Below are 21,782 nucleotides of genomic sequence, written 5' to 3' on the forward strand. Positions count from 1 at the left end.
CGGTCGGAGTCCTGGGTTTCCCCGGGGCCGCGTCGTCGGCGCGTTCTCCTCGCTGGGGCGGACGGCGATGTCCGGCTACGTGACGCAGAACGTCGTCTGCGCGCTGCTGTGCTACGGGTTCGGCCTGGGACTCGCGGCCCGTTTCGAGGCGTACGGCCCGTGGTGGGTGATGGGTCTCTGGGCGGCGGTGTCCGTGCTGCTCCTGACGGGGTCGACGCTGTGGCTGCGGCGGTTCCCGGCGGGACCCCTGGAGGCCCTGCAGAAGGCGGTGCTGTCCCGGGCGCCCGGTCGGCGCGCCGTGGGGAGGGCGGACCGGGACCGGGCGGCGGACCGCTCTCGGTCGGCCTAGATGACGCCGCCGTTGGCGCGGACGTTCTGACCGTTGACCCAGCGGCCCTCGGGGCCGGTGAGGAAGGCGACGACGTTCGCGATGTCCTGGGGGTCGCCCAGCCGTTCCATCGGCGACTGGTGGGCCAGGCGCTCGACGGTGGCCTCGTCCTTGCCGTCGAGGAAGAGCGCGGTCGCGGTCGGGCCGGGGGCGACGGAGTTGACCGTCACGTCGCGCCCGCGCAGTTCGCGGGCGAGGATCAGCGTCAGCGCCTCGACCGCCCCCTTGCTGGCGGCGTAGGCGCCGTAGGTGGGGAACTGCAGGCCGACGACGGAGGTGGAGAAGTTCACGATCGCGCCGCCGGAGCGCACGCGGCGGGCGGCCTGCTGGGCGACGGCGAAGGTGCCGCGGATGTTGGTGCGGTGGAGGGCGTCGAGTTCGGCGAGGTCGAGGTCGACGATCGTGGACAGCCGCATCCGCGCCGCGGCGTGCACGACCGCGTCGACGCCGCCGAAGGCGTGCTCGGCCTCGTCGAACAGCGCGGCGACCGCGTGCTCGTCCGCGACGTCGGCCCGGACGGCGATCGCCCGGCCGCCGGTCTCGGTGATCTCGGTGACGGCGGCGTCGGCCTGGGCCGTGTCGTTCGCGTAGCCGATGACGACGGTGTCCCCGCGGGCGGCGAGTGCGATGGCGGTGGCCCGGCCGATGCCGCGGGAACCGCCGGTGACGACGGTGACGCGGGTGTTCTCTGCGCTCATGGGCGTTCCCCTCGGTGATCCACCGCGCCGGTCCGGGGCCGTCCCCGGGACGACACGGGTGATATCGATGATTTCACCTTCCGGAGAACAATGATAGCAACGCTGCCTATCGTCGATACCGTTTTTCTGATTTCAGTGATGTCGACGCTCTCGGACCCGCGCCTCCGGGGACTCCCCGGAGTGGCTGTCGAACACACCCACGGGGAGGATCTCCTCGGTCACGCCACCTCAGGCCGCCCCTTCACCGCGCGCCGCCGGTACCGGCCGGAAACGGTCGATCGCCGTCGCGTGGCGCGCCCGCGTCTCGTGGTCGGTGACCCCGAGCCCCTCCTCCGGGGCCAGGCACAGCACCCCCACCTTGCCGTGGTGGAGGTTGTGGTGGACGTCGTAGGTGGCCTGACCGGCCTCCGCCAGACGGTAGGTCCTGGACAGGGTGGGGTGGATCCTGCCCTTCATGATGAGCCGGTTGGCCTCCCACGCCTCCCGGTAGTTGGCGAAGTGGGTGCCGATGATGTTCTTCAGCGACATCCACAGGTAGCGGTTGTCGTACTGGTGCTGGTATCCGGAGGTCGAAGCGCAGGTCACCACCGTGCCGCCCTTGCGGGCGACGTAGACGCTGGCGCCGAAGGTCTCCCTCCCGGGGTGCTCGAAGACGATGTCGGGGTCCTCCCCGCCGGTCAGTTCGCGGATGCGCTTGCCGAACCGCTTCCACTCGCGCGGATCCTGGTTGTGCTCGTCCTTCCAGAACCGGTACCCCTCGGCCCGGCGGTCGATGATCGCCTCGGCGCCCATGGCGCGGCAGATCTCGGCCTTCTCCGGGCTGGAGACCACGCAGACGGGGTTGGCCCCGCCCGACAGCACGAGCTGGGTCGCGTAGGAGCCCAGCCCGCCGCCCGCACCCCAGATGAGGACGTTGTCGCCCTGCTTCATCGCGGCCCCGTTGCGCGAGACGAGCTGCCGGTAGGCGGTGGAGTTGACCAGACCGGGGGAGGCGGCCTCCTCCCAGGTCAGGTGCCGGGGCTTGGGCATCAGCTGGTTGGACTTGACCAGGGAGACCTCCGCGAGGCCGCCGAAGTTGGTCTCGAAGCCCCAGATGCGCTGCTCGGGGTCGAGCATCGTGTCGCCGTGCCCCTCGGCCGATTCCAGCTCCACGGACAGGCAGTGCGCGACCACCTCGTCGCCCGGCTTCCAGGCGTTGACCCCGGGTCCCGTGCGCAGGACGACGCCGGACAGGTCCGAACCGATGACGTGGTAGGGCAGGTCGTGGCGGGCTGCCGGGGCGGAACGGCGGCCGTACCGTTCGAGGAAGGTGAAGGTCGGCAGCGGTTCGAAGATCGACGACCACACGGTGTTGTAGTTCACCGAGCTGGCCATGACCGCGATCAGCGCCTCGCCGGGGCCGAGCTCGGGCACCGGGACCTCGTCCAGGTGCATCGAGGCGCGTGGGTCCTTGTCCTTGGTGTCCAGGCCCTCGAACATGCCGACGTCCTCCCGGCGCAGCGTGACGGCGCGGTGGGACTCGGGCAGCTCCAGCGCGGCGAACGCCTCCGCCGGAGGACGGTCGTCGGCGGTGATCGCCTCAAGGATGTGCTTCACGTGTGGCTCCTCACGTTGGGTGGACGGCCACGAACAGGCCCCGACCCGAGGGGTCGCCCGGGGTGAACGGGGTGGACGCCGCGGAGGGCCCGGCCCCGGCGAAGGCGTGTTCGTGCTGCTCTCGGGGGAAGAGCGTGGTCCGATGGGTTTCCTCGTGGCGGCTGGTCTCCCGCCCGGACGGGTTCGCGCCGGTCGGTCATGCGTCCGATCGAGCTGAACACGCGGGTGGGGGAGAGAGCGCATGTCGTCGAGGTGCGGGATGGTGCCCGGAGCGCGTCGGCGGGCTATGGCGAGAACCTCCGAGCATGGATACCGGGTACTCTCCTCCGGGTCCTGATCCCGCCTCAGGAACCGCTCGGTCTCCCCAGCCGGGGTCGCGACGCCTCCGTCCGCTTCTCGGTCGGCGTGGCCGGGGGTTTCTCAGGGGGTGTGGTCATGGTCTGCTTCTTCCCTGGAACACCGGCTCGCGAACGGGTACGCGCGGACGCGCCACCCGCATCCGGAACCGAGGCCGGTCACCCGCCCGTTCCCGATCCCCGAGGCGAGGGCCACGAACCGGTTCCGGTCGCGCGCCGAGGGTGCCGCGGGAGGAGCGGGGACACCCCGGGAAACAGAAAAGACCCCAGATCGACTGGGGTCTTCACCGAAGTGTCCGAGGGGGGACTTCGACCATTCCCCCCACAGAGTCCGAGCCCGCTGGTCCTGAGCACCGACCTGTCGCTGGACGGGCGGTGACCCGAGATGGATTCCTCCCGCTGGTCCCGCTGGACCACCGTCGCCGCCGTGCCTGATGTTGACCGTGATCGCGGCGGTGGTGTCCTACTCGCACATGTACGAGCTCGGGCTGAGGAACGGTGAGCCCGAGTGGCGCGCGGCCCTGTTCCCGCTCTCGGTCGACGGGATGATCGTTGGCGCCTCCATGACGTTGCTGAGCGACGCGCGCCACGGCCGCAAGGGCGGGGTGCTGCCCTGGACGCTGCTGATCGTCGGTTCCGGTGCCTCGTTGGCGGCCAACGTCGCGGTGGCCGACCCCTCGATGTGGTCGAGGATCATCCATGCCTGGCCGTCGTTCGCGCTGATCGGTGCGTACGAACTGCTGATGCGCGAGTTCCGCGCCGTCGCGAAGAGCGTACGCAGTGCGTTCGCAGCCGATGAGCAGCCGACCTCCGATGCGCTGGAGGGCGAGACGGTGGAGTCACCGTCCGATTCCGACGCCGTTCCCAGCGAGGACGCGGTGTCCGGTGCTCAGTCGCGAACGTACCTGCGGGTGGTCGAACCGTCGGACAAGTCCCAGGGTGTGACCGTGCCACCGGTCCAGATCGAGGCGTGGCGGTGGGCTTTGGACAACCGCAGCGATAGCGGTGAGCTGCCCAGCGGTCGGGAGATCGCGGAGCGGTTCGGGCGCAAGGACCGCTGGGGCAGGTTGATCAAGCAGAAGGGGCAACGAGGCGACCTTGGCGGTGGGGCTCCGGCTTTGGTCGAAAGGAGTCCCGTCGTGGTGGGGTGAGCGTTACTCTCAGCGTGCGTTGCGGCAAGCCGGGAGGGGGAGGTTGGGAACCAGGAGTGATCATGAGATCCCGGGGAGGTTCCCAGCTCGTTTTCGTCAGCGGTGGGGAGTAGTGTCCGATCTCGAATGAGCGCGTGGCTCTGGTCCGCAGGGTGTTTGGGCAGGTCGCGCGCTGTGGCGGTCGCCCTCCGGGGCGACCGAGGGTCGCAACCCCCACCCACACAACCACCCCCCAGGAACAGACCACCGTGGCGGTCGCCCTCCGGGGCGACCGAGGGTCGCAACCTCCCTTCCCTGGGGCGTGGGACCGGCCCGTGGCCGTGGCGGTCGCCCTCCGGGGCGACCGAGGGTCGCAACGGCGTGTGGACACGGTCGGCCACGTCCAGGGCCACCGGGTGGCGGACGCACCCCCCCGCCGCGAACGCCGCGTCATCAAGCTCCGCCACCTCAACCGGTGGGGACCGGCCCGCATCACCGGGCACCGGGGCATGCACGCCTCCACCGTGCACCGGATCCTGACCCGCTACCGCTGCGCCCGCCTGGCCCATACCGACCGGGCCACCGGCCGTACCGTGCGCCGCTACGAGCGCGCCCGCCCCGGCGAGCTGGTGCACGTGGACATCAAGAAACTCGGCAACATCCCCGACGGCGGAGGGCACAAAGTCCTGGGGCGCCCCCAGGGCTGCAAACACCGCACCAAGGCCGGGTACGCCTACCTGCACAACGCCGTGGACGACCACTCCCGCCTGGCCTACTCCGAGATCCTGGCCGACGAGGCCAAGGAGACCGCGACCGGGTTCTGGGAACGCGCGCACGCCTACTTCGCCTCGCTCGGCATCACGGTGGAGCGGGTGCTGACCGACAATGGGTCCTGCTACAAGTCCCATACCTGGCGGGATCTACTGCGGGGCCAGGGCGTCAAGCACAAGCGCACCCGCCCCTACCGGCCCCCGACCAACGGCAAGGTCGAGCGGTTCAACCGGATCCTGGTCGAGGAGTGGGCCTACGCCCGCCCCTACACCTCAGAGGCCGAGCGGCGGGAGGCGTTCGGGCAGTGGTTGCATCACTACAAGCACCACAGGTTCCACACCGCACTCAGCGGTCCTCACGCCACCCGTGTACCTAACCTCTCGGTTCAATACAACTGATATGTAGGGAGTTCGTGTCAAGAGGGCAGCGCTGACCAGCGGTGATGGATGATGCCCCGTCACTGCTGCCCCTGCTGCTCGGCCACTCCTTCTTCGACAGACGCCGATTCACGCCGCGTCTGAGCCGGTTGTCAGGGTGGAGCGCCCCGAGAGCTCGAGACGGGTTTTTGGGGCGTTCCCATGGGATTCGACGGACTCGATCCCGCAGTGGTGGAGCCGTGCATCGGTGCGGCACGGACACCGGCGGGCGGGGTCCGTGCCGCGTCCTTGGAACCGGGAGAGGGAACTATTGGAGGCCGATGACGCCGCTCCGCCCGGCGGGATCGATGAAGGAGACAGCGACGGCACCCGGCACGGCGCGTACCTCGTCGACCTCCAGGGGCGATTCCTCATCCCACGTGAACGTGACCGGAACGGTTTCCTCGAACCCCTCGAACACCGCCAACTCAGTTTCGCCCGCACCGCCCGGGATCGACTCCGCCATGTGAAGCACCCCGCCCTCCAGACCAACGGTCTCGATGTCACCCCGGAGCGCGTTGATGATCGACTCCGTGGCACCAGCGTCACTGTCTCCCAAGCGCTCCCGCACACTGCCCCCGGGTTCCTCGGTCCAGTAGCTGCGTGTGCGCTCATCCCACACACCGACGAGGGACCCGTCCTCGTTCGACCACAGGACACCCCCCTCGTCGAGGGTTCGCACCTCGCCCGTGGAGGGGTCGACGATCTGGCCGATCTGGCTATAGGGGTAGTAGGCGGTGACCAGGCCACTGTCGTGGAGGGTCAGCTCACGTTCGTGCGCGTCACCGGGGAACATTCCCACCGACACCTCCGTGCGCCACAGTTCGTCACCCGTGGACGGGGCGAATCCCACGAACCCTGAGACGAACTCCTGACCCTCGGTCATCTCCACGGGGGACTCGCCCTCCGGCTGCTCATAACAGGTGAAGGCCGTCACCAGGACATCATCCGTCATCACGGTCCCATCCACGGATCCGACGTCGTCGCAGTCCGCGACGTCAGGGACCGACCAAGCCTCCTCGTCGTCCCCTAACCGATGAGCGAGAAGCTCCTCACCTTCCGCCACCGTGACCCAGTACTCGTCCGTGACGTTACCCAGCCAGCCCCGGACCACTCCGGACGCGCTGTCCCCGCTCCCCAACTGGTAGTCCCAGACAGGCTCACCTGTGGACAGATCAAGCACGACCATCCTCGGTGGCGCCTCATCGTCATCGGGGTCCAGGATCTGGAGCACGAAGTACCGGCCCTGACCGGCCACCGCGCCGAAGACCTCGCTACCCGCAACCCGGTGCTCCCACATCACACCGCCGTTCTCTCCAGAGAGGCCGACGACCCCGTCGTCCACAAGGGCCGCCACACCCCCGGGCACCGGGAAGAGACCGTCCAGGTCGGCGACCCCCTCGGGAGCATCCCACGTCCACGCGCTCGCGTTCACCGACGCCGGCTGGTCAAGGTCCCTCACCGGCTCGCGTTCCTCTGAGGAGCCCTCGAACTCTCCGGGTGCCTCACTCAACGAGCAGGAGGTGAGAAGGAAGGCGGTCGCCATGGCGGCGGCTACCGCGTGTCTCATGAAGGGATCCCCTTGCCGAGTCGTGCCATGTATGTCTGAGGATCAGCCGATCGAGACATCGTCCCACTTCGAGCTGTTGTTTCCGAACGCGGTCAGGAAGTTGTACACGGCGTTCGCCGTGGATCCCTCGTCGTCCGCCCAGTCATATTCGTCTACACGGTCGAACTCCGTCGCCAGGACACCTGCGGATGTCTCTACGTCCCACTCCTCGTGATCTACTGGGACGTAGAGGTCTCCGTTCGCGTCCTCCTGAGCGACCCCGGCCTCCTCCAAGCTGGCCATCAGCTCAGGATCCCCGTGGGCAAGGGCTGAGAGCGCGAAGCCCTGCATCCGCTCGTTGGTGGCCCACTCACCCGGGGTGGCGACATTCTGGCCCGCCTCGTGCATGGGAATCGCCAAGGCCTCCTTCGCTGCGAACTTCGCCATCTCGACCACGAAGCCCGGCACTTGGAGATCACTCGCGGCCCCAGCGAGGACGTCGACGGTGGCGTTGTTTACGCTGTTCTGGTAGGTGGCGGCGTCCCCGTGCTGAAGGCCCCGTGTGGTGCTCTCATTGGCCAGGGCCTCCTCCACGAGTCCTTGGAGGCTGCCAGCGAGGACCGTGGGAATGTGGTCCCTCTCACCGGTGTTGGAGGCGTACTCTGCCATGGTCTCACCCGTGTTGAGGAGGACCTCTTCATAGATTCGTGCGGCGGCGTCAGGGTCGGCCACGATGAGCTGGGTGAAGGTCAAGCGGCTCTCGGGAGAGAGCTCGACGGTCCCGAGGTCCGGATTCCAGCGTGTCTCGAACTCCCCTTCCTCGCCCAAGCCGTCGGTTTCGGCGAACTCGTCCATGTAGGCGAGGAAGATGTCACCGAAGCCGTCGGCGAGTTCGCCGTTCAGGTGCCCCGCGGAGACGTCCAGCCATTCGAGTCCGTCCTCGTCTTCGACAGCGTGGTCCGTGCCGAAGAGGCCGTCCCGGAAGTCCTCGTTCTCGAGCATCTCCATCAGGCTCACCAGGGCGGTGCCCCGGAGCTCATCCGTGACCTCACCGACGTCCATCCCCCTGTTTCTGGCGATCCAGTCGGTGATACCGCTGACCGCAGCACCATCATCCTCCCAGTCATACGAGTAGAACGTGGTAAGGATCGATTCCGGGGTGAGGCCCGCGTGGTTCTCGTGATGCTGGTAGGTGTTTCCGTCGAAGTCCTCACCCGTCAGGATGATGTAGTTCGCCTCTTCGTTCCTCGACGCGACGTCGATGATGTCCTGGAACACCTCGCCAGTGGGCTCACCGCCGTACAATTGCGTGTACATGAGGTTGGTCGCGCTCGTTCCCAGAAGTGTGGTCGAGAACTCCGTTCCTCCCTGGACTCCTGGCCCCGAACTGCCGAGGAAGTCGCTGAGTGTGGCGAAGTCTCTGCCCCACTCCCGGTAGGCGTCCACGTACTCTTCCGCCTCGACACTGGTGGCGTCGGGGAACTCAGGGCCGTTTGCCGCCTCTTGGACGTCAACCGGAAGTTTGTCGGCGCCGCCGCCGATGTTCTCATCCGACAGGACGAGCATGGAGTTCGCCAGATTTCGTTTGATGTCCTCCCGGAGCGAGTCGCTGATGTGCTCGCTGGAGTCCACCAACCCCATGAAGTTGAGGAACCCGGGATCGCTGCCTTCGACATTGCTGAGGTCTCCGAAAAGTGTCTCCAGGAACTCGATCTCCCCGTCCAGCAGCTTGTCCCCGTTCTGCTGTGCGGTCAACGCGCGCCCGACAACGTTGGCGACCAGAGCGAGGTACTCCGGATGGTCCTCAAGAATCTCGATGCTTCCGCCGTACCCGTGCACGACAGCGTTCTCGATGTGGATCGCGATGGTCTCGGCCTGGGCCTCGTCCACATGGAAATAGTTCAGGTCATCGGTGGTGTAGAACCCGATCAGGCCGTACTCTCCCAGATGGCCGCCATCCGCGAGGGCACGGATGTTCTCTGGAGTCGGACCTCCGCGCAGAAACTCCTCAGACTCGTCGCATCGTCTCTCCAGGGCCTGCCAAGCATCCCTGGCATCAGCGTTGTATGACTCGACAATCTGATTGTAGATGGTGAGATTGTCGGGCTCACTACTGTTGGCCAGGGCCGTAGCGAGATTCTCCTTGATCTCCTCAATCTTGTTCTCGTACCACTGAACGTCCTTGCTGATCTTGTCAAGGACTCCGTAGGCGTGAGTGCACGCCATCATCGAACTACTCCAGGAGAAGTGGTTCTCCTCCGCCGCGCTTCTCAGCTCCTCGCCTATCAGGTCCGAGAACTGGAAACCCACGGGTCGGGTGATGGTGTTGTACGTACCAGTCCGACCGCTGATCATCGCGTGGAGCTCTTCGAACATGGCTCTGGCTGACGCGACTGTACTCCGATCGATGTCACATTCGGTGTAACTGAGGGCGGACAAGACAAGGATCCAGGTGGATCTCGCGGAGGGTGAGGGGACTAGTAGAGCTGCGCGCCGTTGATTGGAATGGAGTATTCCTCCGACGCCTCCAAATCTGTTACAGCGGCCTCGTAGGCGCCAGCTTGGATGTTGTCCGCGAGAGTCCTCGCGTGCTCCTTGACGTCCATCATGTGATGTTCGTGGTCGGCCCCGAAGGAACTCCAGCCCGTGATGCCAGGGGCCGGACTCACAGCGCTCTTGGCGGCCTGAATCGCCTCGTCGAAGTCGGTCGGCAAGTCCCTGAGACGTGCCGCTGCCTCAGCCGATGCCGATCCGCCCGCGTGGGCATCCTCTGGGTTCGCAGCTACGGAGTCACCGGACACGAGCCCACCTACCTTCCCACTGTGACCTGCATGTTTAGTCTGATGAAACGGAAAGATAGCTCATATCTATCCGATTGCCGAAAACCAAGATATACGGGCTGTGAGGCGCGTGGTGACGGAGCCCTTTTCATCGTGCCTCGCGGAGTTGAAGCACGAGCACGGCTCGGGTGATCTGACCGGCCCGGTGCGGGCAGCACCGTAGGCGGCGCAGGACATCCCAGTTTTTGAGCTGGGCGATCGCGCGCTCAGCCGGGCTGCGGAGCTTGGCGTGTTCGGAGTTGGCGTCCCTCTTCCACTGCGGCTTGCCGCGGCCCTTGAACGGGCAGAACACCACCTCGGCCAGCCCGGTGTAGCCCTTGTCGCCCAGCCCGATGAGCCCCGTGGCCCCGATGCGCTCGGCGATCTTCCAGATCCGGGCGGCCTTGGTGTCGTGCACCGCACAGGGCAGCGACCACGAGGTCCACAGGGGCTCGCCGTCGTCGGGTGCGGACACGACCTGGATGTTCATGCCGTGCTGTGTGTGCTTGCCGGGGTAGAAGGGGCGGTCGGCGGCGGGGCGGTCGCAGGCGATGAGGGTGGGCGTCCACGATCACGTATCCGTGGCCGCTTCTGTGGGCGCGGCGTAGGCCTTGTTCGAGGGTGGGCGCCTGGGCGGCGAGCAGGCCGGTGGTTTCGCGCACGCAGCACCAGGCGGTGGTGGTGTCGACCTGGAAGCCGGCCGCGACCTGGGTGAGCGGCTCCCCTTTTTGTGCAGGTGGACCAGTACGAGCAGGGCCTGTTGTTCGGGGTCCGGGAGTCGCCGTCGAGAGCCGGTGGCGGCCCGGTGAGCGCGGATGGCGCGGGCGGCCAGGTTCAGGGTGCGGCGTGACAACGGCAAGGCGGCGCGGTAGAACAGCATCAGAGCCCTTGGGATTCAGGTCTTCGTGGTTGTTGACCCGTCTACCAGGGGCTTCTTGCTGTCATGGGTGGTTCCCAGGGGTCGGTACGCGGCTGTGACCTGCACCTTCAGGTTGGAAAAGGCTTGCTGTAGACGGTTCGCTTGGGGATGTTCAGGTGGTTCGCCAGGTCCTCCACGCTCAGGAGTGCGTTGCGGGTCTTGGTCTGCATGGGCCTCCGTCTCGATGTCCCACCGTGGTACACGGCGTTGTCCATGTCCCGTGTGCCATGACTCTAGGGCTGACACCTGGCATACGTCAAGTGCTGTGTGCTACTGTGCTCCGCATGAACCGGGAAGAACTTGATCCAAGTGCGTACGGCTGGAAGCTTCCGGAGGGTTGGCGGCTCTATGCCTACGAACAGGGTGGGGAGCCTGCGATCCTCGTTGGTCGCTTCGATGTGGGGGAGGGGTGCTACGCCCTGGTGGAGGCGCACGTACACGCGCCGTACAACGGCCCTACCCGCGTAAGCGTCATCGCTGAGACCACTGAAGCCGCCAACCAGAGTGACGGCGTCACGGTCGAGATGATGCGGGCTGTCCCGCTGGGGGAGGCAAGGCGGGTGATCACGGAATGGGTGCATCGCATCCGTGCTGAGGTCTCTCCCGAAGCCTCTCCCGCCCCTCTTCCCGCAAGGGTCGAGTCCCCCACGGACTACGCCTTGGTGGCCAGGGAGTACGTCCGCCTCATGGAGATGGGAGAGCGTCGCCCTATTGAGGTCATGGCCCAAGCGTGGGGGGTCTCCCGGAACACGGCCAGCGCACGTGTCCGACGTGCGCGGAACAGAGGACTGCTCATGCAGACGGGCCACACCACGGGGCGGCTCAGCGCAAGGCTCACGGAAGCGGCTGAGGAGTTGCTGAGGGAAGTCGAGTAACCCCGCCCCCGGCACGCTGAACAGTCACAAGAGAAGAAGGAGTGTTGTGCCTCGCAAGAGATCGAACGGTGACGGAAGCGTCTCCCCTCGGACCCTCAAGAGCGGCAAGACCGTCTATGACGTGTGGGTCTCCTACACCAACCCCGTCACGGGGTTGAAGGAGCGCTACATCAGGAAGGGGTTCAAGACCAAGACGGAGGCTGAGAAGCACCGCCGGGAGAAGGTGGCCGAAGCTCAGCGTCAGGCTCTGGTCAACCCCTCAGACCAGCCGCTGAGCGCCTACCTGGATGCCTGGTTGGAAGGTCACCGCATCGAGCAGCAGACCAGAGCGGGTTACGAGCGCAAGATTCGACTCCACGTGAAGCCCCACATCGGGAAGGTGAAGCTCGGGAAGCTCACGGGGGTCGTGCTGACAAAGCTCTATAGGACTCTGGAGGAGAAGGGGAGTCCCTACCCGGCCAAGGGTCCGCTGAGTGCTCGGAGCATCCGAGAGGTTCACACGATCCTCTCAGCGGCTCTCAACCAGGCCGTGAAGGATGGCCTCCTGGTGGTGAACCCCGCCGTTCAGGCCAAGCCCCCGCCGACGAAGGAGGCGGCTCCCCCGGAGTTCTCCGTCTGGTCGGGGGAGGAGTTGAGGGCCTTCCTCCACGCGGAGAGGGACACGGCGCACTATCCGGTGTGGCACTTCATCGCGTCCACAGGGGTACGGCGTGGCGAAGCTCTCGGGCTTCGCTGGCAGGACATCGACCTTGAGGCCAAGACGGCGGTGATCCGTCAGACGGTCGGTGTGATCAAGGGCAAGGTCATCCGGGAACCGCTTCCCAAGAGCAGCAAGCCCCGTGTGATCGACCTGGATGAGAAGACGGTCAAGGTCCTCAGGCGGCACAGGGTCACTCAGGCCAAGGAGCGTTTGGAACTCGGGTCACGGTGGCTGGATGAGGGCCTGGTCTTCGCCAAGGGGGCCTACCGTCTGAGGAAGGGCACGTTCGCGGGTGGACCCATGCACCCCGACAGGGTGTCGAGAGTGTTCGACGCCCGTATCCACAAGCACGGGCTCACGGACATCCGGCTTCACGACCTGAGGCACACGTGGGCGACGCTGGCGCTCAAGGCCGGGGTTCCCGTGAAGGTGGTTCAGGAGAGGTTGGGCCACGCCAACCCGTCCATCACGATGAACATCTACGCTCACGCGCTCCCGGGGATGCAGGCCCGTGCCGCTGAGCAGGTGGCATCCCTCTTCGGGTGATCCACCCCGGTTGCACTCTCCGTTGCAACCCGGGCATGAAAAAAGGCCCTGTGACCAGGACCTTTAGTTGTGTCCGAGGGGGGACTTGAACCCCCATGTCCTTAACGGACACTAGCACCTCAAGCTAGCGCGTCTACCTATTCCGCCACCCGGACTGGGCTGTGCTCGGCGCTTCTCGCGCCGGACAGGTCAACCATAGCAAAGGTCTGGAGCACCGCGAACCAGTTTCCGGGCGGGGGGCGGGCGTGACATGGTCGGTGGGACACGCACAAGCCCATGCGGCGGGACGGGAGTTGTGAGATGGCAGAGCCGGACAACGCGTTGAGCGCGGCCGAGGTCGAGGTCGTCGACCTGTGCAGGGAGCTCATCGAGATCGACACCTCCAACTACGGCGATCACTCGGGGCCCGGTGAGCGCAAGGCCGCCGAGTACGTCGCGGGCAGGCTCGACGAGGTCGGCGTCGAGTCCCGGATCTACGAGAAGCACCCCGGTCGGAGCAACGTGGTGGCGCGGATCACGGGTGAGGACTCCACCCGTCCTCCGCTGCTCATCCACGGCCACCTGGACGTCGTCCCCGCGGCGCCCGACGACTGGACCCACCACCCCTTCGCGGGCGAGGTCGCCGACGGCTGCGTCTGGGGCCGCGGCGCCGTCGACATGAAGAACATGAACGCCATGGTCCTGGCCATGCTCCGGCAGCGCCTGCGCGAGGGGCGCCGTCCTCCGCGCGACATCGTGCTGGCCTTCCTCGCCGACGAGGAGGCGGGGGGCACGTGGGGCGCCCAGTACCTGGTCGCCGAGCACCCCGAGCTGTTCGCCGACTGCGACGCCGCGATCAGCGAGGTCGGCGGCTTCTCGTTCACGGTCCGGGACAACCGCCGCCTCTACCTGGTGGAGACCGCGGAGAAGGGCATCGCCTGGATGAAGCTGACCGCGCGCGGCACCGCCGGGCACGGGTCGATGGTCAACACCGACAACGCGGTCACCGAACTGGCGGCGGCCGTCGCCCGCCTCGGCGAGCACGAGTTCCCCGTGCAGCTCACCCCCACCGTGCGGACCTTCCTGGAGGAGATCTGCGAGGAGTTCGGGATCGCGTTCGACGAGCGCGACGTGGACGCCACCGTCGCCCGGCTCGGTCCGATCGCCCGGATGATCGGCGCCACGCTGCGCAACACCCTCAACCCCACGGTGCTCGGCGGCGGCTACAAGGCCAACGTCATCCCCGGTGAGGCGACGGCGCAGGTGGACGGCCGCTTCCTGCCGGGGACGGAGGATGAGTACTTCGCGACGATCGACCGCCTCCTCGGGCCGAAGGTCAGCCGCGAGTTCATCCACCACCTCCCGGCGGTGGAGACCTCCTTCGACGGCGGTCTGGTCACCGCCATGCAGGAGTCCCTGCTGGCCGAGGATCCGGGGGCCAGGGCCGTGCCCTACTGCCTGTCCGGCGGGACCGACGCCAAGAGCTTCTCCCGTCTGGGTGTGCGCAACTACGGGTTCTCCCCGTTGCGGCTGCCTCCGGAGCTGGACTTCGCGGGGATGTTCCACGGTGTCGACGAGCGCGTCCCGATCGACGGCCTTCGGTTCGGCGTGCGCGTTCTGGACAGGTTCGTCGGAATGAGCTGACTCCGTCCGGGTTCGCGGTGCCCTTCCGGGGCGGGAGCGCCGAGAACTTCTCGGCGCGATCCGCGATCACACCCACGTTCACCCAACGTGATGATACGGTTGCTTTCAGTTCGACGGTGCTGAGGTTCCGTGCTCGCGTCAGCGCGCGCCACGAACCCCGCACCGCCGTGCGACCGGTGGAACCGCCGCACGGGACCGTCCAGTGACAGTGAGATGAGGGGGCATCCGATGGTGCTCGCGGGACGAGGGTGGCTGGTGTCGTCCAGCCGCGCTGCCCGTGACGCCCAGGGCCCCTACGTCCGACTGTTGCTCCTGTCCGGCATCGCCGCCGTCGCGTGGCTGGCCGGGGGATTCGGTGTCGCGCAGGCCGACACCGCCCCCGAGACCGGCGGACTGGTCGACCTCGTCATCGGAGCGCAGGACGCGACCGAGGACCCCGGCCGGGCCGACACCCCGCGTGAGCAGGCGCTCGCCGACGCCGAGTCCAAGGCCGCGTCGACCGCCTCGTCGCTCACCGGCACCGTCGTCCCCCAGGCCGCCGCGCTGCCCGCGCGCGCCCTGGACGGGACCGGTGTCACCGCGGCGCTGGAGGAGACCGCCGCCGGTGCGGCCGCCGCCCGCGTGGTCGGCGACACCACCAGGACCGTCGACGGCACCGCCCGCGGTGCCGGAGAGCTCGTCACCGGCGTCGCCCGAGCGGGCCGGGGCGTGGTGGAGACCACCGACGACTCCCTGCGCGGCACCAGCCTGGTCGACACGGTCACCGACGGCCTGACCGACGCGGGGGAGGACGTCGGCGACACCGTGCGCCGCACGGTCCCCGTCGACCTGCCGTCCCTCGACGCCGACACCGACCACGTCCCGTCGCACGAGACGGGCGGGGCCAGCGCCCCGGACGCCGTCCGGGACCGGGACCGGGAGGAAGCCCCGGAGGCCGACACCGACGCCGACGCGCCCGCGGTCGCGCCCGCGACCGTCTGGAACACGGCCCCGTCCGAGACGGTCGTCGAGTCGGCCGACGACGACGGCCAGACCGCCGACCGCGTCCACCTCATCGCCGGTGGCGCGCCGCACTCGTCCGGGACCGACGCCACCGGTGCGTCCGCGCCGTCGTTCCCCACGCCCGGCGCGGCCGGGTTCCTCATGGCCAGGGACGTGCACACCGCTCCCCAGGCCCAGCGGGTCGCCCTGCCCGGCGACCCCACCCTGGTCGTCCGCGACGCCGCCGACGACCCCTCCTACTCCCCTGACTAGTCGCGCCTGACGACCGCGGCCGGTCAGTAGTGCGCCCAGCGCGCTCTCCCCGCCTCTCCGGTGGGTGTCCGCTCCTTCGCTGATCCAGCCTGGAGCCGCCGTCCGTGGTCACACGAGCCGCAAGCAGACTTCCTCGTTGACCCAAGGACATGAGATGACCCACGCAACAGCTTCCCGCGTCGCCGCCCTCGTCGCGGCCGGATTCCTCACCGCCACCGGTGGCGCGGCCCACGCCGACACCACCACCAGCGGCAACGGTTCGATCGGCGGCGGCAACCAGGTCGGGGCCGACATCGACGTCCCCGTCAACGTCTGCGGCAACGCCGTCGCCGTGGTCGGTGTGGCCGGGGCCGGGTGCGTGGACGGCGACGCCGTCGTCCACGACGGGTACGGCGGGGAGTCCGGCTCCCCGGCGACGCCGGGTGACCGCCGTCCCGACGACAGCCACGACGGCTACTACGACGACGGCGAGACCCCCGACGACAACCCCAGGGAGGACTCTCCCGACGAGAGCCCGAGCCCGGCGGAGACCGCCTCCCCCAGCCCGGAGGAGTCCCCCGCCCCCACCGAGGAGAACCGCGGTGAGTCCTCGGAGGGAGAGGAGGGCGCGCCTCCGCAGGAGCGGCCGGGGACCCCCGTCTCCGAGGGGTCCGCCCCGCCCGGAGACGACACCGAACTGGCGGTCACCGGTGCCGACGCGACCGGGGTGCTCTGGATGGTCGTCGCCGCCCTCGCCACCGCCGCGGCCGGGGCCGGACTGATCCTCATGGGTCTCCGCCGGCGCGCCCGCGCCTGATCGGCCACCCGGGCCGCCGAGCGGTCCGGGGGTTGACGCGAGTCCCGCAGCACCGGCCGCAGCCGAGATCGCGGGGTTCACGTCAGCCGCCGCTCACCCAGAGCGGAGCTGATCGACGGAGCGCGCGCGTTCGCCCGCACCCAGCGGAGACGGACCGCGGCGCGCTCACCAGCCCGGCAGACACGCACCGCCCAGGTGCGCGGCCGACCGGATGATCCCCGGGCTCGGTCGAGGGCCCGCGTCCCATCCAGGGGCGCGGAACGGCCTGTGGCCCCAAGCACGACACCTTCTCAACTCGTTTTCCGAAAGGACTTCCCACATGAGTAAGTGGGCTGGCACATCAGCGAAGGCCATGCTCCTGGCAGCCGGCTTCGTCGCCCTGGGGACGGGAGTGGCGTTCGCCGACGGCGACATCGCCACCTCCGGCAACGGTTCGATCGGCGGCGGCAACCAGCTGGTCGTCGACGGCGACGTGCCGATCAACGTCTGCGGCAACTCGATCGGAGCCGTGCTGGGCGTCTCCGGCGCCTCCTGCACCGGTTCGACGGCGGCCGTGATCGAGGACGACCGCGACATCGCCACCTCGGGCAACGGCTCGATCCTGGGCGGCAACCAGGCCGTCGTCGACGGCGACATCCCGGTCAACGTGGCGGGCAACGCCATCGGCGCGGTGGGCGGCATGGCCGGTGCCCAGGCCACCGACGCCAACGCCCTGGTCGTGCACGACGCCGCGGACGGCGACGGCGGTGGCGACATCGCCTCGTCGGGCAACGGCTCGGTCCTGGGCGGCAACCAGATCGTGGGCGACCTGGACGTGCCGGTGAACATCTCCGGCAACGCGGTCGGCGCCCTGGGCGGCGTCGCGGGCGCCGCGGCCACCGACACCAACGCGATCGTGCACGACGTCGCGGACGGCGACGGCGGCGGCAACGGCGGCGGCTACCGCGCCCACCAGTCGGCCCCCGCCGAGTTCGGCACGATGGACCTGGTCGGCGAGGCCGCCGAGAACGTCCAGGTGCTGCCCGACACCTCCGGCGTGGACGCGGGCGTGCTCCGCCAGTCGGCCCCCGCCGAGCGCGAGCACATGGCGCACTCGGACATCGCCACCTCCGGCAACGGCTCCCTGGTCGGCGGCAACCAGCTGGTGGCCGACCTGGCGGTCCCGATCAACTTCTCCGGTAACGCGATCGGCGCCGTGGGCGGTGTCGCGGGCGCGGCGGCCACCGACACCGGGGCGGTCGTGCACGACGGCCACGACGTGGCCACCTCCGGCAACGGCTCGGTGCTCGGCGGCAACCAGGCCGTCATCGACGGCGACGTGCCGGTGAACATCACGGGCAACGCCGTCGGCGCCGTGCTCGGCACCGCCGGAGCGAGCTCCACCGGCGACACCGCCGAGGTCGACCACATGAGCGCCCCCGTCGAGCACCAGTCGGGTGCCCTGGACGCCGCCCCCGTCCTGCACGAACTGCCCGAGGTGCCCGTCTCGGAGATGGTGCCCGTCCAGTACGACCTGAGCGAGACCACGACCCAGGCCGTCCAGGAGCACGCGCCCGAGCGGGCCGACGAACTGCCCGAGGCCTCGTCGGCCATGCAGGCCGCCGACCCGGTCGGCCAGCTGCTCGGGGTCGCCGGCGTGGGCCTGTAACGGCCCGGCGGGATCTCCGCCCAGGGGTGGTGGGCCGGACGGCCGGAGGAGTGCGGTGTCTCGTTCCGTAATGGATCGCGGTGGACTGCGAGACGCCGAACACCACCGGACGGCGGTGCACACCCTGGAGGAGGTTCCGTGACCGGCGCTCCGGCGCCGCGGACGTCGTCCGTGTCCGGTGAGTCGCCTCCGCACTCCCGTTCCGTAATGGATCGCGGTGGACTGCGGGAGCGTGGGGGTGACAGCCACCGGTCCAGGACGTGAGCCGAGTCCTCCCGGGAATATCCGGGAGGACTCGCCGCATTCTGGTGGTCGTGGAGCACCGACCCTCCGAGTGTGACTGATGTCACTGTGGAAGTGAGTTCCGGGTGCTCCTCGGAGGCGGTGGGCGACCGTGGGAGACGGTCGCCACGGCCACGCGCGGACACCGTGGAGCGGTACCGGGTCGGATAACGCTTATTCTGCGGGTGCCGATGGTTGTGAGACCGGCGCCCGCGGACCGGGGGAGTCCCGGACCCGAGCAGCCGCTCACCCATCGACGGGGGAGGGCCTGGCATTCGGTTACTGTCGGTTCCCAGGGAACCGCAGGACCACGGTCGGACAGATCACGTAGGGCTAGACGTAGGGGAACAGCGTGCCACCCACGAAGGGCAGCGCCGGCAAGAACGGCTCGAAGGACAGCGGACGGCAGGGAGCGGGAACCGCTCTCGTCATCGTCGAGTCGCCCGCCAAGGCGAAGACCATCGCCGGTTATCTGGGCCGCGGCTACGTCGTGGAGTCCAGCATCGGCCACATCCGTGACCTGCCCACCAAGGCCGCCGAGATCCCCGCCAAGTACAAGGGGCAGCCGTGGGCACGGCTCGGCGTGGACGTCGACGGCGACTTCGAGCCGCTCTACGTCGTCAACGCCGACAAGAAGTCGCACGTCAAGAAGCTCAAGGAGCTCATGGCGGAGGCCGACGAACTCCTCCTCGCCACAGATGAGGACCGCGAGGGCGAGGCGATCGCCTGGCACCTGCGCGAGGAGCTCAAGCCGAAGATCCCCGTCCGCCGCATGGTGTTCAACGAGATCACCAAGGACGCCATCCAGCGCGCCGCCAACAACACGCGCGACCTGAACACGCGGCTGGTCAGCGCGCAGGAGACGCGCCGCATCCTGGACCGCCTCTACGGCTACGAGGTCTCCCCCGTGCTGTGGAAGAAGGTCATGCCCAAGCTCTCCGCCGGGCGGGTGCAGTCGGTCGCCACGCGCCTGGTGGTCGAGCGCGAACGCGAGCGGATGGCCTTCACCTCCGCCGAGTACTGGGACATCAAGGCGGTCTTCGACGCCACCGAGGCGGGCGCCTCCGAGGGGCCCGTCGCCTTCCCCGCCGCCCTGGTCAGCGTGGACGGCACGCGGGTGGCCCTCGGCCGCGACTTCACCTCCCAGGGCACGCTGCGCTCCGACCGCTCCGTCCGGCACCTGGACGAGGCGGCCGCGCGCGGGCTCGCCGAGCGGCTGAACGGCGCCGGCTTCACGGTCAAGTCCGTGGAGCGCAAGCCCTACCGCCGTTCCCCGTACGCGCCGTTCCGCACCACGACCCTCCAGCAGGAGGCGTCCCGCAAGCTCGGCCTGTCCGCGAAGCAGACCATGCAGGTCGCCCAGCGGCTGTACGAGAACGGTCACATCACCTACATGCGTACCGACAGCACCACGCTGTCGGAGAGCGCGGTGAACGCCGCGCGTTCGCAGGCCCAGCGCCTGTACGGCGCCGACCACGTGCCCGACAAGCCGCGCGTGTACGCCAGCAAGGTCAAGAACGCGCAGGAGGCGCACGAGGCCATCCGCCCGGCGGGTGACGAGTTCCGCATCCCCTCCCAGACCGGCCTGTCCGGTCCCGAGCTCCGCCTCTACGAGCTGATCTGGAAGCGCACGGTCGCCTCCCAGATGAAGGACGCGGTCGGCGAGTCCGTCACCGTGCGGATCGAGGGCACCTCCGCCAGCGGCGAGGTCGCCGAGTTCAGCGCGACCGGCAAGATCATCACCTTCCACGGGTTCCTCAAGGCCTACGTCGAGGGCTCCGACGACCCGGCCGCCGACCTGGACGACCGCGAGCGGCGCCTCCCGCCGATGGCCGAGGGCGACCCGCTCAAGGCCCAGACGCTGGAGGCCGAGGGACACAGCACCCGTCCGCCCGCCCGCTACACCGAGGCCACCCTGGTCAAGGAGTTGGAGGAGCGGGAGATCGGGCGCCCGTCCACCTACGCCTCGATCATCGGCACCATCCTGGACCGCGGCTACGTGTTCAAGAAGGGCACGGCGCTCGTGCCGTCCTTCCTGGCCTTCGCGGTGGTCCAGCTCCTGGAGCGGCACTTCGGGAACCTGGTGGACTACGAGTTCACCGCCCGCATGGAGGAGGTGCTCGACGACATCGCCCGCGGCGAGACGGAGAGCCTGCCGTGGCTGCGCCGGTTCTACTTCGGCGGTGAGGACCCCCAGGGCCAGCAGGAGACCGGTCTCAAGGAGCTGGTGGGCGACCACCTGGCCGAGATCGACCCCAAGGAGGTCTCCTCCCTGCCGCTGCCCGGTACGGACATCGTCCTGCGGGTGGGGCGGTTCGGCCCGTACCTGGACCGGAACGGGGAGCGCGCCAACGTTCCCGAGGACCTGGCCCCGGACGAGCTGACCAAGGAGAAGGCCGAGGAACTGCTCGCCCAGCCCAGCGGCGACCGCGAACTCGGCACCGACCCCGAGACCGGCCGCGCGATCGTGGCCAAGACCGGGCGGTTCGGCCCCTACGTCACCGAGGTCATCGAGGAGCCCGCCGAGGACGGCGGCAAGGGCAAGGCGAAGGCCAAGGTCAAGCCGCGCACGAGCTCCCTGTTCAAGTCGATGGACCTGGACACCGTCACCCTTGAGGACGCGCTGCGGCTGCTGTCGCTGCCCCGCGTCGTCGGTGAGCTCGACGGTGAGGAGGTCACCGCGCAGAACGGCCGGTACGGCCCCTACCTGAAGAAGGGCACCGACAGCCGCTCGCTGGAGACCGAGGAGCAGATCTTCACGGTCACCCTGGAGGAGGCCAAGGCGCTCTTCGCCCAGCCCAAGCAGCGCGGCCGCCGCGCCGCGGCCCCGCCCCTGCGCGAACTGGGGGAGGACCCGGCCTCCGGCGCCAAGATGGTCATCAAGGACGGACGTTTCGGCCCCTACGTCACGGACGGGGAGGTGAACGCCTCCCTGCGCAAGGGGGACGAGGTCGGGTCGATCACCGACGAGCGCGCCGCCGAGCTGCTCGCCGAGCGGCGCGCCAAGGCGCCGGCCAAGAAGAAGCCCTCCGCGAAGAAGACCACGGCCAAGAAGTCGACGACCGCGAAGAAGTCGACGACCGCCAAGTCCGGCGCCACGACGACGAAGAAGGCGTCGACCACGCGCAAGGCCGCGGGCGCCAAGGGCGCCGCCGCGAAGAAGGACGGCACGCCGAGGACGACGGCGAGGAAGTCCGCCACCGAGGAGTCCTGACACGCGCCGCCCGCCCGGGCCTCCCCCAGGGAGGCGCCCGGGCGGGCCGTGTGCGGGGGCGGGACGGTGACCCACCAGGAACACCCCCTGTCCGGGAGTGATGTTCCGTACTAGTCTGTGTGTGGCGGAGGGGAACACGTGAGACGTGTGTGACCTCCAGCTCCATCTCTCGAATCACGACGCGGCGGGTCGTCGACCAGCC

Annotated in this window: 14 protein-coding genes, 1 tRNA gene, 3 pseudogenes and 1 CRISPR repeat array; of the genes and pseudogenes, 10 read left to right on the plus strand and 8 right to left on the minus strand. The window is 68.7% G+C overall.

The annotated features are described in order from the left end of the window. Positions 1 to 25: 25 nt before the first annotated feature. Positions 26 to 349: pseudogene (locus tag DVR05_RS09535) on the plus strand (DUF418 domain-containing protein); the annotation flags it as partial. On the opposite strand, the gene DVR05_RS09540 reads toward DVR05_RS09535, so the two are convergent. Together DVR05_RS09540 and ccrA are read right to left on the minus strand one after the other, a co-directional pair. Next, positions 346 to 1,086, minus strand: coding sequence for an SDR family oxidoreductase (locus tag DVR05_RS09540; RefSeq protein WP_116245484.1), 741 nt, complete (start codon positions 1,084 to 1,086; stop codon positions 346 to 348). The pseudogene DVR05_RS09535 and the gene DVR05_RS09540 overlap by 4 nt on opposite strands. A gap of 228 nt (positions 1,087 to 1,314) precedes the next feature. Continuing rightward, a complete protein-coding gene (gene ccrA, locus DVR05_RS09545; RefSeq protein WP_116245485.1) occupies positions 1,315 to 2,682 on the minus strand; it encodes a crotonyl-CoA carboxylase/reductase in 1,368 nt (455 codons plus the stop codon). 790 nt (positions 2,683 to 3,472) lie between these two features. Between ccrA and DVR05_RS09550 the strand changes: the two genes are divergently transcribed. Both DVR05_RS09550 and DVR05_RS09555 read left to right on the plus strand, forming a co-directional pair. After that, entirely contained in the window at positions 3,473 to 4,189 is a 717-nt protein-coding gene (locus DVR05_RS09550; RefSeq protein ID WP_116245486.1) for a DUF2637 domain-containing protein, read from the plus strand. A gap of 171 nt (positions 4,190 to 4,360) precedes the next feature. Continuing rightward, positions 4,361 to 4,547: direct repeats of the CRISPR family, unit length 37 nt; unit sequence GTGGCGGTCGCCCTCCGGGGCGACCGAGGGTCGCAAC. Between the two features lie 55 nt (positions 4,548 to 4,602). Next, positions 4,603 to 5,337: pseudogene (locus DVR05_RS09555) on the plus strand (IS481 family transposase); the annotation flags it as partial. Positions 5,338 to 5,623: 286 nt separating this feature from the next. Here DVR05_RS09555 and DVR05_RS09560 read toward each other — a convergent pair. From DVR05_RS09560 to DVR05_RS27345, 5 genes and pseudogenes are all read right to left on the minus strand, one after another. Beyond that, a complete protein-coding gene (locus DVR05_RS09560) occupies positions 5,624 to 6,925 on the minus strand; it encodes a PQQ-binding-like beta-propeller repeat protein (RefSeq protein WP_116245487.1) in 1,302 nt (433 codons plus the stop codon). Positions 6,926 to 6,967: 42 nt separating this feature from the next. After that, on the minus strand, positions 6,968 to 9,280 hold the full coding sequence (locus tag DVR05_RS09565) for a hypothetical protein (RefSeq protein WP_116245488.1): 2,313 nt from the start codon (positions 9,278 to 9,280) through the stop codon (positions 6,968 to 6,970). 101 nt (positions 9,281 to 9,381) lie between these two features. Next, the gene (locus tag DVR05_RS09570; protein WP_116245489.1) at positions 9,382 to 9,705 is read right to left on the minus strand and encodes a hypothetical protein; all 324 of its coding nucleotides are present in this window, start codon (positions 9,703 to 9,705) and stop codon (positions 9,382 to 9,384) included. A gap of 127 nt (positions 9,706 to 9,832) precedes the next feature. Further along, a pseudogene (locus tag DVR05_RS09575) lies at positions 9,833 to 10,603 on the minus strand (transposase family protein). Positions 10,604 to 10,710: 107 nt separating this feature from the next. Beyond that, positions 10,711 to 10,812: a helix-turn-helix domain-containing protein gene (locus tag DVR05_RS27345; RefSeq protein WP_232832056.1), complete on the minus strand. Its 102-nt coding sequence runs from the start codon at positions 10,810 to 10,812 to the stop codon at positions 10,711 to 10,713. A 114-nt stretch (positions 10,813 to 10,926) separates the two neighbouring features. Here DVR05_RS27345 and DVR05_RS09585 point away from each other — a divergent pair, with 114 nt between their 5' ends. Both DVR05_RS09585 and DVR05_RS09590 read left to right on the plus strand, forming a co-directional pair. Beyond that, positions 10,927 to 11,517: a hypothetical protein gene (locus DVR05_RS09585; protein ID WP_157982419.1), complete on the plus strand. Its 591-nt coding sequence runs from the start codon at positions 10,927 to 10,929 to the stop codon at positions 11,515 to 11,517. 46 nt (positions 11,518 to 11,563) lie between these two features. Next, positions 11,564 to 12,763: a site-specific integrase gene (locus DVR05_RS09590; protein ID WP_116245491.1), complete on the plus strand. Its 1,200-nt coding sequence runs from the start codon at positions 11,564 to 11,566 to the stop codon at positions 12,761 to 12,763. A gap of 70 nt (positions 12,764 to 12,833) precedes the next feature. On the opposite strand, the gene DVR05_RS09595 is transcribed toward DVR05_RS09590, so the two are convergent. Then, positions 12,834 to 12,918, minus strand: a tRNA-Leu gene (locus tag DVR05_RS09595). A gap of 145 nt (positions 12,919 to 13,063) precedes the next feature. Here DVR05_RS09595 and DVR05_RS09600 point away from each other — a divergent pair. The 5 genes from DVR05_RS09600 to topA all read left to right on the plus strand — a co-directional run bounded on the left by DVR05_RS09600 (position 13,064) and on the right by topA (position 21,580). Next, positions 13,064 to 14,386 carry a M20/M25/M40 family metallo-hydrolase gene (locus DVR05_RS09600; RefSeq protein ID WP_116245492.1) on the plus strand — a complete coding sequence of 441 codons (1,323 nt, stop codon included), beginning with the start codon at positions 13,064 to 13,066 and terminating at the stop codon, positions 14,384 to 14,386. A 255-nt stretch (positions 14,387 to 14,641) separates the two neighbouring features. Beyond that, positions 14,642 to 15,640: a hypothetical protein gene (locus DVR05_RS09605; protein WP_369974513.1), complete on the plus strand. Its 999-nt coding sequence runs from the start codon at positions 14,642 to 14,644 to the stop codon at positions 15,638 to 15,640. A gap of 154 nt (positions 15,641 to 15,794) precedes the next feature. Beyond that, positions 15,795 to 16,436: a chaplin family protein gene (locus DVR05_RS09610; protein WP_116245494.1), complete on the plus strand. Its 642-nt coding sequence runs from the start codon at positions 15,795 to 15,797 to the stop codon at positions 16,434 to 16,436. Between the two features lie 319 nt (positions 16,437 to 16,755). Then, positions 16,756 to 18,084, plus strand: a complete 1,329-nt coding sequence (locus DVR05_RS09615) for a hypothetical protein (protein WP_116245495.1) — start codon at positions 16,756 to 16,758, stop codon at positions 18,082 to 18,084. A gap of 634 nt (positions 18,085 to 18,718) precedes the next feature. Continuing rightward, positions 18,719 to 21,580, plus strand: a complete 2,862-nt coding sequence (topA, locus tag DVR05_RS09620) for a type I DNA topoisomerase (protein WP_116245496.1) — start codon at positions 18,719 to 18,721, stop codon at positions 21,578 to 21,580. The last annotated feature ends 202 nt before the right edge of the window (positions 21,581 to 21,782 follow it).

Origin of the sequence: Nocardiopsis sp. FIRDI 009, from assembly GCF_003386285.1 — a bacterium.
Taxonomy (GTDB): Bacteria; Actinomycetota; Actinomycetes; order Streptosporangiales; family Streptosporangiaceae; genus Nocardiopsis.